At 72.5% G+C, this 12,959-nt stretch carries 9 protein-coding genes; 1 reads left to right on the forward strand and 8 read right to left on the reverse strand.

Annotated elements, in window-relative coordinates; translation table 11 throughout:
* The coding region (locus tag M4J07_RS28065) for a right-handed parallel beta-helix repeat-containing protein (RefSeq protein WP_255976042.1) at window positions 1-1,435 on the forward strand (1,435 nt) is incomplete at its 5' end.
* 4 nt (window positions 1,436-1,439) lie between these two features.
* Here the strand turns inward: M4J07_RS28065 and M4J07_RS28070 are convergent.
* The 8 genes from M4J07_RS28070 to M4J07_RS28105 form a co-directional block, all read right to left on the reverse strand.
* The gene (locus tag M4J07_RS28070; RefSeq protein WP_255976043.1) at window positions 1,440-2,054 is read right to left on the reverse strand and encodes a DUF1266 domain-containing protein; all 615 of its coding nucleotides are present in this window, start codon (window positions 2,052-2,054) and stop codon (window positions 1,440-1,442) included.
* Between the two features lie 58 nt (window positions 2,055-2,112).
* On the reverse strand, window positions 2,113-3,399 hold the full coding sequence (locus M4J07_RS28075) for a GAF domain-containing protein (protein ID WP_255976045.1): 1,287 nt from the start codon (window positions 3,397-3,399) through the stop codon (window positions 2,113-2,115).
* Window positions 3,400-3,629: 230 nt separating this feature from the next.
* Window positions 3,630-5,255, reverse strand: a complete 1,626-nt coding sequence (locus M4J07_RS28080) for an acyl-CoA dehydrogenase family protein (RefSeq protein ID WP_255976047.1) — start codon at window positions 5,253-5,255, stop codon at window positions 3,630-3,632.
* A 30-nt stretch (window positions 5,256-5,285) separates the two neighbouring features.
* On the reverse strand, window positions 5,286-6,260 hold the full coding sequence (gene sbnA, locus M4J07_RS28085; protein WP_255976049.1) for a 2,3-diaminopropionate biosynthesis protein SbnA: 975 nt from the start codon (window positions 6,258-6,260) through the stop codon (window positions 5,286-5,288).
* Between the two features lie 51 nt (window positions 6,261-6,311).
* Window positions 6,312-7,340, reverse strand: coding sequence for a 2,3-diaminopropionate biosynthesis protein SbnB (sbnB, locus tag M4J07_RS28090; RefSeq protein ID WP_255976051.1), 1,029 nt, complete (start codon window positions 7,338-7,340; stop codon window positions 6,312-6,314).
* The gene (locus tag M4J07_RS28095; protein WP_255976053.1) at window positions 7,337-8,335 is read right to left on the reverse strand and encodes a TauD/TfdA family dioxygenase; all 999 of its coding nucleotides are present in this window, start codon (window positions 8,333-8,335) and stop codon (window positions 7,337-7,339) included. Before M4J07_RS28095 ends, sbnB begins: the two co-directional genes overlap by 4 nt.
* 14 nt (window positions 8,336-8,349) lie before the next feature.
* Window positions 8,350-10,389 carry a non-ribosomal peptide synthetase gene (locus M4J07_RS28100; RefSeq protein WP_255976054.1) on the reverse strand — a complete coding sequence of 680 codons (2,040 nt, stop codon included), beginning with the start codon at window positions 10,387-10,389 and terminating at the stop codon, window positions 8,350-8,352.
* 4 nt (window positions 10,390-10,393) lie between these two features.
* Window positions 10,394-12,805 (reverse strand): Pls/PosA family non-ribosomal peptide synthetase, encoded by a 2,412-nt coding sequence (locus M4J07_RS28105; protein ID WP_255976056.1) that lies wholly within the window; start codon window positions 12,803-12,805, stop codon window positions 10,394-10,396.
* Window positions 12,806-12,959: the final 154 nt, after the last annotated feature.

The raw sequence follows: 12,959 nt of genomic DNA on the forward strand, positions 1-12,959 counted from the left end.
CTACGTCGACTGCCAGGCCCCGCCCACCGGCCCCCAGAAGGGCACCCTCAAGGCGCCCTGGCGGAGTCTGTCCGCCGTGAACGGGCAGCGCCTGCACCCCGGCGACGCCGTCCGGCTGAAGCGGGGCACCCGCTGCACCGGCACCCTCGCCCCGAACGGCGCCGGCGCACCCGGCCGGCCGGTCACCGTCGGCGGGTACGGCGACCCGGGCGCCGCCAAGCCCGTCGTCGACGGCAACGGCGCCGTCGACACCGTGCTGCTGCGCAACACCCAGTGGATCGAGGTGGACGGCCTCGACATCACCAACGCCGCGAACCCGGGCACCAAGCGGCGCGGCGTCCGCGTCGTGCTCGACGACTACGGGACGGGCACCCACTACCGCCTCACGAACCTCACGATCCACGACGTGCTCGGCGACGACACCAAGGACGCCGACGGCTCGGAGGGCATCCTGTTCGCCGCGACCGGAGCGTCCTTGCCCACCCGCTTCGACGACGTGCGCGTCGAGGGCAACACCCTCGACCACATCGACCGCGGCGGGATCCGGGTGGCCTCGACCTGGAAGAACCGTCCCGCGGTGAGCAGTTACGACCCGGCCGGACCCGCCTGGACGCCGTCCACGAACGTCGTCGTACGGAACAACACGCTCTCCGACCTCGGCGGCGACGGCATCGTCATGACCGTCACCGAGGGCGCGCTCGTCGAGCACAACACGCTGCGCGGCTTCCAGCGCCGCTCCGCCGGATACAACGCGGGCATGTGGCCCTACAACGCGGACGGCACCGTCTTCCAGTACAACGACACCTCCGGCGGCGAGACGACCCGCGACGGCATGGCGTACGACGTCGACGAGGGCACCTTCGGCACCGTCTTCCAGTACAACTACAGCCACGACAACGCGGGCGGCTTCTTCCTCGTCTGCACCGCCGACGGCACCCTCTCCGACGCCGTCATCCGCTTCAACGTCAGCCAGAACGACCGCTTCCGGGGCATCGAGACCTGCAAGGGCTCCTTCTCCGACGTGCGGTTCCTGCACAACACCGTCTACGTCGGGGACGGCGTCAGCCAGACCGTCGTGAACGAGAACACGACCGCGCGGCACGAGATCGAGTTCGTCGACAACGTGGTGCGCAAGACCGGTGCGGGAACGGCCTCGTTCGTGCTGCGCTCCGGCGGCGTCTCGCTGTCCCACAACGCGCTGTCCGGCGTCACCGCCGTGCCCGACAACCCCGGTGGCACCGGCGCCGACCCGCTGCTCGCCGCACCCGGCACCGCCACCGGCATCGCCGACGCGGCCGCCGCCTACGCCCTGCGCCCGGGATCGCCCGCCGCCGGCGCCGCCCTGCCGCACCCGGACGCGGGGGAGCGGGACTTCGCCGGGCATCCGCTCGTCCCCGGCGGACCGGCCGACATCGGTGCGCTGAACGGCGGCTGAGCCGTCAGGCGCGGGCCCGGTCCGGCTGCCGGATGCTGTCCCAGGGAGCCGCGTTCCAGGGGCTCTTCCGGTCGGCCGGGTCGAGCAGCGCCCTGAGGTGCGCGTCCGCGACGGGCTGCGGCGCGGGGAGCGAACCGTCCGCCCTGCGCCGTAGGTCCTCGCGCCAGATCTGCCGGCCCAGCAGATAGTGATCGGCGTACTCCTGCCAGGAGTTGTACGTCCCCGCGACCTGCGGCACCACGTTCTTCAGCAGGTTCCACGCATCGGCCTCGGTGAGCATCCCGCACGCGAAGCCGCGCCGCGTGATGTCCACGTACAGGGCGATGTCCCAGGCCAGCGGCTCGACCCCGAGCCGGGCCCGGGCCCCCGCCCGGTACCCGGAACGGGCCAGCCCGCCGAGCCGGCCGAGCAGTTCCTCGCGCGTCCCGATCTCCCACTGCTCCGCCAGCCACCGCCGCGCCTTGTCGCCGTCGAGGCGGGTGAACGGGTAGAGCGTGGTCCGCGCGGCGTCCCGGTCCCGGCTGACGGGTGCGGCGAGGGAGACCATCCACAGCTGGTGGAGCGTGAGCGGGGTGGGGTAGGCGCGCGTCGCCCTGCGCCTGCGTATGAAGGGAGCCATGGGGGCGGAGCGTACCCACCGCCCCGTGCGAAGGCCCGTGCGAAGGCCCGCGCGAAGGTCAGAGCCCCCGCGCGCGTTCCCCGGCCACCGCCGGTGCCGTGGAGTGCGGCAGCAGGTCCAGCGGGTCGTCGGGCAGCCGCACCTCGACCTCGGTGTCCTCCAGGAAGCGGTACGGGCGGTGCGCGAGCAGACCGCCGAGGTAGCGGCGGATCCGGGACATCTCGGCGCGCACCGTCACCGTGCGCCCGGGGTCGCCGAACAGGTCCTCGGCCAGTCCCGACGCGCTGCGCCCGCCGGGGTACAGGGTCAGCAGGAAGAGCAACTCGGCGTGGCGCGGGCTCAGTTCGTGGGTCCACTCGGCCGCGGCGCCCGACACCTCGAGGACCGGGCGGCGGGCCCGGCCGAGGTCCAGGACGATCCGGGTCACGGCCAGCGGCTGCGGGGCGCCGTCCACCAGGACCAGCCAGCCGCCGGGCAGCGCCGTCATCGTGCACGCGCCGAGCGAGGGTATCCACACGCAGCCCTCCGCGACGGACCTGGGCAGCGCCACCCGATCCGGCAGCGGCATCCCGGTGACCGCCGCGGGCCAGCCGTGCGCGTCCACGGCCAGGGCCCGGCCGCCGATCCGGGCGAGGACCGGCGCGGCCACCGCCCGCAGCCGCTCCAGGCTGCCCACGTGCTGCTCGCGCAGCCGCGCCTCGGCGAGCTGCGCCACCGACGTCACCCACGACAGCGTCGCCGGATGCATCGTCTCCAGCGGCCCGCTCACGTCCACGACCCCGAGCAGCCGCCCGTCGCGCGGATCGGTCACGGGCGCCCCCGTGCACGTCCACGGGTGGTGCGACTCCACGAAGTGCTCGGCGGAGAACACCTGGACCGGACGGCGCGTCACCAGCGGCGTGCCGATCCCGTTCGTGCCGACGACGTGCTCGGCCCAGTGCGCGCCCACCTCGAAGCCGAGCCGGTCGCCCCGGCGCAGCACCGCGGGATGCCCCTCGCGCCACAGGATCCGGCCGTCCGCGTCGCTGACCACCATGATGTGCTGCGCGGCCTCGGCCACCGCCCCGAGCGCCTCGCGCAGCACCGGCAGGACCGGCAGCAGCGGCGACGTACGGCGCCGCTCCTCCACCTCGTCGACGCTCAGCAGACCCAGGCGGACGTCCCGTTCCGGATCGACGCCGTCGCGCAGCATCCGGCCCCACGACTCGCCGATCACCGGCCGTGGCCTGACCCGGGGCCGGTGCCCGGAGAGCGTCGCGTCCCGTACCCCCTTGAGGAGGCGGGACGCGAGCGCCACGTCCATCGCGGACAGTCGCGCCAGGTCGATCGTCGAGTCCGTGTTCATGCCTGAATCCTCGGTATGCGGGGAGTTACGCCTATCGTGCACCTCCGAGCCACGGCAAGAGTGGGCCTTATGAAGGAAGGTTGCAACCCTCTGCAACCCTGGCGAACAACCGTGCGGCGTTTGAAACTGGGACCAACGCCGCCGCTGCGGCGTTCGAGCTCCTGACGGGGCCTGAATGCGGGGATGGTGCCGTGTCGGCGCAGCACCATCCCCGCGACCAGAAGGCCCGCTCAGGACACCGGACGGGCCCGCTCCACGATCTCCTCGAGACCCAGCGTGTGCGGCAGCGTGCCGAACGCCGCACCGCGGTCCCCGCCGAGCCGCGAGGCGCAGAACGCGTCCGCCACCTCCGCCGGCGCACTGCGCACCAGCAGCGAACCCTGCAGCACCAGCGCGATCCGCTCCGCGACCCGCCGGGCCCGCGCCTCGATGCCGTCCAGATCACCGAGTTCGGTCAGCAGGTCCTTCACGGCCGCGTCGAGCCGGTGATCGGCGCCCCGCGTCCGGCCCACCTCCATCAGGAACGCGTTGAGCGCCGCGGGCTCCCGCTGCAACGCCCGCAGCACGTCGAGCGCCTGCACGTTCCCCGCGCCCTCCCAGATCGAGTTGAGCGGCGACTCGCGCAGCAGCCGCGGCATCCCCGACTCCTCCACGTACCCGTTGCCCCCGAGACACTCCAGGGCCTCGGCCACCACGGGCGTACAGCGCTTCGTCACCCAGTACTTGGCGGCCGGGACCGCCAGCCGCAGGAACGCCTCCTCACCGGCGTCGTACGCGGCCGCGAGCCGCAGCGCGAGCGTCGTCGCGGCCTCCGACTCCAGGGCCAGATCGGCCAGCACGTTCCGCATCAGCGGCTTGTCGGCCAGCCGGCCGCCGAACGCCTCGCGGTACGTGCAGTGGTGGATCGCCTGTGCCACCGCCTGCCGCATGAGCGCCGCCGAGCCGAGCACGCAGTCGAGCCGGGTCGCCGCGACCATCTCGATGATGGTGCGCACCCCGCGCCCCTCGTCCCCGACCCGCCGCGCCCACGTCCCCGCGAACTCCACCTCGCCCGACGCGTTCGACCGGTTCCCCAGCTTGTCCTTGAGGCGCTGGATCGCGAACGGGTTGCGCGCCCCGTCCGCCAGGACCCGCGGCACGAGGAAGCAGGTGAGCCCCTCCGGTGCCTGCGCGAGGACCAGGAAACCGTCCGACATCGGCGCGCTGCAGAACCACTTGTGGCCGGTCAGCTCGTACGCGCCGGGCTCCGCGAGGGCCACCGCACGCGTCGTGTTCGCGCGTACGTCGCTGCCGCCCTGCTTCTCCGTCATCCCCATGCCGAACAGCGCCCCGGCCTTGTGGGCGGCGGGACGCAGACCGGCGTCGTAGACCGTCGACGTCAGCAGCGGCTCCCAGACCTCGGCGAGATCCGGCTGCGCGCGCAGCGCGGGCACCGCCGCATGCGTCATCGACAGCGGACACAGATGGCCCGCCTCCACCTGCGACCACACCAGGAACGCGGCGGCGCGCCGCAGATGGCCGGCCGGGCGCCCCCACGCGGCCGTGAGCCCCGAGGTGACGCCCTTGCCGAGCAGCCGGTGCCAGGCCGGATGGAACTCGACCTCGTCGATCCGGTTGCCGTACCGGTCGTGCGTGCGCAGGGCCGGCGGGTGCTCGTTCGCGAGCCGCCCCCACTCCTGTGCCTGCCCGGAGCCGGCGGTGCGGCCGAGCAGCGAGAGCTCCGCGTGGACCTCGTCCAGGAGCGCGGGCTCCAGATGCCGCTCGACCCCCTCCGTCAGCGCCCGGTCGGCGGCGAAGACGTCGTACTCCGCCAGCGGCGGCGGCTGATTGGTCACGGTGTGCGTACGGCCTGACATGTCGTCGAACCTACCCGCGCGCAAGCGCGCTCATCGGCCCAGGTGCACCAACTCCGGCACTGGTTCCGCCCGGACGGCGTCCGGCGGCCAGCCCTCGCGGTACACGGTGTCGAGATAGCGCTCACCCAGGTCGGGCGCGATGGCCACCGCGGTGAGCCCCCTCCTCCCGTGCCGCTCCAGCCACTGGCTCGCACCGCTGATCACGGTGCCGGTCGAGCCGCCGAACAGGAAGCCGCGGGCCGCGAGGCGGCGGCAGACCTGGACGGCGTCCTTCTCCTCGACGCGGACCACGTCGTCCACGTACGACGGATCGAGCAGCGGCGGCGGCACGCTCGTGCCGAGCCCGGGGATCACCCGGCGGCCCGGTGCCCCGCCGAAGCTCACCGAGCCGACACTGTCCACGGCCACGATGCGCACCCGGCGCCGCCACTGCCAGAACCAGCGCGCGCACCCCATCAGGGTGCCCGTCGTCCCGGCCCCGACGAACAGCACGTCGAGCCGCGGGAAGTGGTGGGCGATGGCCGGCGCCGTGGTGCGGTAGTGCGCCCGCCAGTTCCCCTGGTTGCTGTGCTGGTCGAGCCAGACGTAGCGGTCGTCGGACGCGCACAGCGCGCGCACGTACTTCAGCCGTGCGCCCAGCAGTCCGCTCCGTGGATCCGGTTCCCTGACCACGTGCACCTGGCTGCCGAGCGCCTCCATGAGGCGGATCGTCGGCTGGTTGCAGCGCGCGTCGGTCACGCACAGGAACCGGTGGCCCCGGTGCGCGGCGATCATGCTCAGCGCTACGCCCAGGTTCCCCGACGACGACTCGATCAGAATGGAGCCCGGTCGCAGCAGCCCCTCGCGTTCGGCGGCGTCCACCATCTCGGTGGCCGCCTTGAGTTTGATCGATCCGGCGAAGTTGAAGCCTTCGCACTTCAAGTAGACCGGCAGACCGATGGTGGTCCGCAGATCGACATAGAGCTCCTCCTCGTTGAACCTCGCCGGATCGGATATGACAGGCATGATGGCCCCCCTCCTCGTGTCCCCCTCACGTGCCCCACGTGCCCGCCGGTGCTAGCCGTACCGGCTGAGCTCGTGGAAGAACCCGTCGACGACGCGCAGTTCACCCCGTCGCGCCACCTCGTCGTGCACGAACCGGCCGACGGCCAGGTCGAGTACCCCGAGACCGAACGGTGAGAACACCACGGTCCGGTCGGCCGGGACGGTGGTCCTCCCGGTCAGTACGTCGTCGAGCGTGCCGTCGATGAACTCCCGCGTACCGGTGAGCTGTTCGGCCAGGTGCGGCGAGGTGTCCGCCTTGAGACAGTGCTCGACGTCGTCGACGACATTGGCCGACGCGAGCAGGATCTCGGGCGCGAGGTCGCGCAGTGAGACGTGCAGCACCAGGGGGTGGTGGCCGAACCAGGCCGGGTCGTGCACGTGCGGTTTCGCCGCGACCGTCGCGAACACGATCAGGTCGCTGGCTTGGACGAGGCGTTCGGCGGACTCGTGCAGCGTGATCCGCCCCTTGACGGCCGACCGTTCGAGGTAGCCGCGGAAGCCGGTCGCACTGTCGGCCGACAGGTCGTGCACCCCGATCTCGTCGAACTCCCAGCCGGTGGCGGCGAGATGGGTGTGGATGTGGCGGGCGATCAGCCCGGTGCCGACGAAGCCGACCCGGGTGGGCCGCGGCCGGCCGCGGCTGAGCCGGTCGGCCGCCAGCGCCGCGGACGACGCGGTGCGGGTGGCGCTGATCAGCGAACTCTCCAGGCAGGCGTACGGATACCCGGTGTCGGGGTCATTGAGGATCAGCACGGCCGACGCCCGGGGCAGCCCCGACACGGTGTTCTCCGGGAAGCTGGAGATCCACTTCAGGCCGTCGACGCGCAGCGGCCCGCCGAGCGACGCGGGCAGCGCGATGATCCGGGCGGTGGGCCGGTCGGGGAAACGCAGGAAGTACGACGGCGGGTTCACGCTGTCGCCCGCGCCGTGCAGCCGGTAGACGGCCTCGATCAGTTCGGCGGTCTCCCGCTCCCGCCCGGCCAGGGCCTGGTGGACCTGGCTGCCGGGGATCACGGAGAAGGCGGGTGCGAAGCCGGTCATCCGATGCCCACCCCGGCCGTCGGGGCACAGTCGGCGAGCCGCGCCGGGTCGGCGAGCGCGGCGAGGATCTCGCGCGGCCCGTCGAACGGCTCGCGGCTGTGCGCGGTGCGCAGGTTGTCGACGAGCAGCAGGTCGCCGGAGCGCCACGGCTCGCGTACGGTGCGCGCCGCGTACACCTCGTTGATGGTGGCCACGACGTCCTCGCCGATCGGGTCGCCGTTGCCGAAGCGGGTGGTGAAGGGCAGCGCGTCGGGTCCGTAGACGTCGATCAGGTACTCGCGCACCTCGGGCTCCATCGTCCACTCGCTCAGGAACGCGATCTGGTTGAACCAGAGGCGACGGCCGTCCACCGGGTGGTGGAGCAGGGCACTGCGGTGCTGGCGGGTGTGCAGGGAGCCGTCGGACCGCCACTCGGCGTCGATGGCGTGGGCGCGGCAGTACCGCTCGACGGTGGCCCGGTCGTCGGTGCCGAACGCCTCGGCGACCGACGCCCCGATGTCCTCGTGGTAGGTCCGGACGAGCTGCCAGCCCTCCTGCTCGAACCGCTTGGTCAGGGCGGCCGGCAGGGCGTCGAGCACGGCGGCGGCGTCGGCCGTGCCGGTGGCGCCGCCGGACGCGGGCGCCTCCAGGCAGGCGAACAGCATCAGGCCGGGGAACTCCAGGGCGTAGCTCATCTCGTGGTGCATGCACATCTGCTGGTTCGGCGGCCACTTGGTGGAGGAGTACACGCCGTCCGCGTAGCTGCGCCGGGGCGCGAACGGTTCGCGTTCGGGCATCAGCGCGTCGCTGAGCCGGCGGAAGACGGCCCCGGCCGCGCCGGGGCCGTCCAGGCCGAGACCGCGGACCAGGAGGCAGCCGTGCTCGGCGACGGCGGCCCGCAGCGCCGCACGCTGCCGGGCCGCCCAGGCGTCGGGATCGCCCCCGGCGTCGGCGCGCAGCAGCGGGGGACGGCCGGGGGACAGTTCGATCGGGCCGATCGGGTCGGAGAGCGGCATCCGGGCGGCTCCTTTCAGGCCCTGGGGCCCAGTAGGCGCGCCAGGTCCGCGAGGACCGGGCGGCGGGTGACGTCCTTGAGGGTGATCGCCCGGTCGAGGGCGACCACCAGCTTCACCGCGGAGAGCGAGGTGCCGCCGAGGTCGAAGAAGTGGTCGTGGCGGCCGATGCGTTCGGCGGGGACGCCGAGCACGTCGGCCCAGGCGGCGGCGAGCCGCCGCTCGACGGGAGTGCGTGGCGCGTCCGTGGGCCGCGCCAGCTGTTCCGCGAGGGCGACCAGCGCCCTGCGGTCGGTCTTGCCGTTGCCGGTCAGCGGCAGCCGGTCCCGCCAGTGCACGACGGCCGGCACCATGTACGCGGGCAGCGACACCGCCAACTGCCCCTGCACGTCAACCGGTTCGGGCCCGGTGCAGAAGGCGGCGAGCTGGCTGCCGCGCACGACGACGACGGCGCCGTCGCGGACCCCGGCGACCCCGAGCAGCGCGTTCTCGACCTCGCCGAGCTCGACGCGGAAGCCGCGGATCTTCACCTGGCTGTCCCGGCGGCCGAGGAACTCCAGCTTCCCGTCGGGGCGCCAGCGTCCGTGGTCGCCGCTGCGGTAGAGCCGCTCGCCCGGCCGGTACGGGTCCGCGAGGAACGCCGCCTTCGTGCGCTCCGGATCGTTGACGTAGCCGCGTCCGACGCACACCCCGGAGAACACGATCTCGCCGGGGGCGCCCAGCGGCACCGGCACGAGGTCCTCGTCGACGACGTAGACCCGGACGTTGCCGACCGGCCGGCCCAGCGGGACCCGGTCGCCGTCCGGCGGCCGGTCCATGACTTCGTGGTTGGTGTCGTCGGAGGTCTCGGTCAGGCCGTACGCGTTGACGAGCCGGACCCCGGGCCGCACCGCGAACCAGCGCCGCACGAGCTCGGCCTTCACCGCCTCGCCGGTCACCGACACGCAGCGCAGATCGGGCAGTTCACGGGGCCGTGCCGCCAGTTCGGCGAGCACGGCCTCCAGGTACGACGGCACGACCTGCAGCACATTGACCCGGCCACGCTCCACCGCGTCCACGAAGCGCGGCACGTCCAGGATCGTCTCCTGCGCCACGAGCAGCGTCCGGCCGCCCACGACGAGCGCGGACAGCAACTGCCACAGGGAGATGTCGAAGCACTGCGGCGCGGTCTGTGCGACCACCTGTCCGGCACCGATGCCCAGGTCGTCGAGCTTGGCGAGCACGTGGTTGAGGAACCCGGCGTGCTCGCACATCGCCCCCTTGGGCTCACCCGTGGAGCCGGACGTGAAGTAGATGTACGCCAGCCGGTCCGCCGCGACGCGGACGCCGAGCGCACCGTCCGGGTGCCCCTCGGAGCAGGCGTCCGCCACGGAGAAGGTGCCGCCCTCGTCGGCGACGACCAGGTCGCAGCCCGCGCGGGACAGCATCGCCGCGACCCGGCCGGCCGGGAAGTGCGGTTCGACGGGCAGGTACACCCCGCCCGCCTTGAGCACCCCGAGGACGGCGGCCGCCCACGCGGGGGTGCGTTCCATCTTCACCGCGACGACCCCTTCGGGCCGCAGCCCGCGGGCGAGCAGCGCCCGGCCCACCTGGTTGGCCCGCGCGTCCAGTTCCGCGTACGTCCACCGCACCCCGTCGTCGGTGGCGACGGCCACCGCGTCGGGCTGCGCGGCCACGCGCTCCTCGATCAGCTCGTGCACCCTGCGGTCCGGGAGCGTGCGGGGCGGTCCCGCCAACTCCTCCAACTGGTAGTGGAGTTCTGCCTCGGACAGCAGGCTGCGGCGGCGCGGCGCGGCCAGCGCGGCGAGGTGGTACCCGGCGATCCTGGCCGCCGCCGCGCGGTCGAGGACGTCGGTGCGGTAGCGCAGTCGCAGCATGCCGTCCGTGGCGCTCACGGCGAGCGCGGCCGGGTCGGGCTCGGCGGACAGCGCCGCCAGCACCCGGGCGTGTGCGGTCTCCAGCGCCGTGTCCGAGGCCGACAGGCCGTCCGGGAGCGGTACTTCGTAGTCGGCGACGCCCGCGACGGGCGCGGTCGTCCACTGCGGGATCGTGGTCATGCCCCTACCTCCCCGCCGCCGGGTTGCCGCCCCACACGGCACCGGGCGGCACCTGCTCGCCCTTCATCAGGAACGAGTCGGGCGCGAGCACGGCGCCGTCGCCCAGCGTGACCCCGTAGTGCACGAGTGCCCCGGTGCCCAGCGTGCAGCCCGCGCCGATCGTGATGTGGTCGGACTTGAAGGTGCCGTCCTCCTGCGAGTGGGCCTGCACCTTCGTGTGGGCGGCCAGCGTGGCGTCGTCGCCGATCGTCACGAGGGTGCGCTCGGTGATGGAGGCGCCGTCGTCGAAGACCCGGCGGCCGATCCGCACCCCCAGCAGCCGCCATGCCAGGTTCTTGAACGGGGTCCCGTTGAACACCACCAGGTGGTTGTCGGAGACCTTCCACAGGCGCTCGTGCCACCGGAAGTACGGATCGTAGATCGAGCACAACTGCGGTTGCAGCGGCCGGAAGCGGCAGATCAGCCGCTCCAGCAGGATGTAGTAGCCGGTGGTGAAGGCGAGGCCGAGCATCAGGGATGCGCCGACCAGGATCCCGCCGGCCACCTCGTACAGGTCGAACATGGCGAAGGCGATGACCGTCAGCGCGAACCAGTGCAGCCAGCGCAGGAACAGGTGCAGCCCCATCGAGCGCAGGTTGTAACGGTTCTTCGCGGAAAGGCTGCGGCGCAGCTCGTCGCCCTCGCGCAGATGGTCGAAGCGGCTGTCGCGCTCCACCGAGCGCGGTATCTCGAAAGCGGGTGAGCCGAGCAGCCCCACGCCCTCGCGGACCTCGCCGTCGAGCGGGATCAGCACCTTCGTCGCGAGCAGGCAGTTGTCGCCGGTGCGGGCGCCGACGGGATAGGCGATGTGGTTGCCGACGAAGTTGTGCGCCCCGATGGACGTCTGGGAGACCCGGAACGACGTGGCCGAGAACTCCGCGTTCATGACCGACAGACCGTCGGCGACCATCGTGCCGCTCCCCACCTTGGTCAGGTACGGAGTCTCGTGCTGCACCTCCGTGCCGAAGTTGGAGCCGGTCTGCTCGACGTGCGAGAGGTCGTAGCCGATGGACCGCAGATAGCCCACGATGTACGAGCTGTCGCCGCACAGCCACTTGAAGAACTTGAGGTTGGTCATCCGGGCGATCGTGCGCTGCACCGAGTAGTGGAAGCCGTAGAGCGGATACGTCCGGCCCGGGCGCAGCAGTGGGCGCAGTGCGCGCGGCAGCAGCGACACGGTGGCGAAGCCGACGACGAGGAACGCCAGGAATCCGGCGATCGACAGACCGAGGGCCTCGGCGTAGAACGCCGCCGAGGTCAGGTCCTGGGTGTCGGGCGCCAGCAGCACGTCGAGCGCGGGCATTTCGGTCAGCAGCAGGTAGGTGCCACCGACCGTGAGCGGCATGATCACGAGGAGCGCCTGGAGCAGGCCGGTCAGTGCGAACGTGACCCGGCGCAGGGCGGAGCAGTTCGCCGGGGACACGCGGACGTAGTCGATGTCCGCGGGCTGGGCGGGCGAGCCGTGCCACCGCTCACCCGCGGGCACCGAGGCGCCGTCGTACAGGGCGGAGGCGTGGCCCAGTTGGGTGCCGTCGCCCATCGACGTGCCGATCTCCAGAACGCTGTTCTCGCCCACGAAGACGTCCCGGCCGATGGTGACCGGGCCGGTCTGGATCCGGCCCGCGTGCGCCCGGTAGCAGAGGAAATGGGCATCCTTGCGGATCACCGTGCCGGCGCCGATCGTCAGCAGGTCGGTGCAGACGGGCACCGCGCGGGACAGGATCGTCACGCCGGGGCCGATCCGGGCGCCGAGCAGCCGCAGGTACAGCACATACAGCGGGCTGCCGACGAACAGCACCATCGGATTGGCGTGCAGCAGGACCTTCACCGTCCAGAAGCGGACGTACGCGAGGCCCCACAGCGGGAACTCGGTCGGCCGCCACCGGCCGACCAGCAGCCACTTCGCCGCGATCGGCAGCAGGCACGCGCCGAGGAACAGGGCGCCGCCGAAGACCACGGAGCGCCCGTAGATCCCGACGACGCCGGACCCCGCCGACACCCACGCGTAGCCGCGGGCGGTGACGAGCCCGGCGAGCGCGCAGTACCCGGCGAAGACCAGGAACTGCAGCGCCCCGCACAGAACGTAGCGGGGCGTGCTGCCGGGGGGCGGCGGGGTCTGCGCCGCCGGGGCCGCCGGGGCGGCGGCCGGTGCCTCCTCAAGGGCAGCCGCCAGGCTGCGGATCGTCGGGTGCCCGTAGACGTCTCGCATCGAGACGGCCGGCAGGTCCGCGCGCTTGCGGACCCGGGCGCAGAAGTGCGCCATCACCAGCGAGTTGGCGCAGAGGTCGTCGAAGAAATGGCTGTCTGGCGGAACGTGTTCCACTTCGACGACACCGGCCAGGACTTCGGCAAGCACGCGTTCGGTGCCGTTCGCCACTTGAACTCCTTGATATCCCCCGAGTCGTGTGCGCCAGAGAAGTCCTCAATGTGCGCAACGAATACGATCCGGATTCTTTCCGGAGATTCATGAACGCTTCAAGTGGCTTCCGGGCATTGGCGATTTCCGACTCCTCGCGGCTGACGCGGGCATG

This window comes from Streptomyces longispororuber (assembly GCF_024448165.1).
Lineage (GTDB): Bacteria > Actinomycetota > Actinomycetes > Streptomycetales > Streptomycetaceae > Streptomyces > Streptomyces longispororuber_A.

Coding starts and splice junctions, on each gene's coding strand:
- M4J07_RS28070 (WP_255976043.1), bottom strand. CDS start 2,054: ATGGCTCCCTTCATACGCAGGCGCAGGGCGACGCGCGCCTACCCCACC.
- M4J07_RS28075 (WP_255976045.1), bottom strand. CDS start 3,399: ATGAACACGGACTCGACGATCGACCTGGCGCGACTGTCCGCGATGGAC.
- M4J07_RS28080 (WP_255976047.1), bottom strand. CDS start 5,255: ATGTCAGGCCGTACGCACACCGTGACCAATCAGCCGCCGCCGCTGGCG.
- sbnA (WP_255976049.1), bottom strand. CDS start 6,260: ATGCCTGTCATATCCGATCCGGCGAGGTTCAACGAGGAGGAGCTCTAT.
- sbnB (WP_255976051.1), bottom strand. CDS start 7,340: ATGACCGGCTTCGCACCCGCCTTCTCCGTGATCCCCGGCAGCCAGGTC.
- M4J07_RS28095 (WP_255976053.1), bottom strand. CDS start 8,335: ATGCCGCTCTCCGACCCGATCGGCCCGATCGAACTGTCCCCCGGCCGT.
- M4J07_RS28100 (WP_255976054.1), bottom strand. CDS start 10,389: ATGACCACGATCCCGCAGTGGACGACCGCGCCCGTCGCGGGCGTCGCC.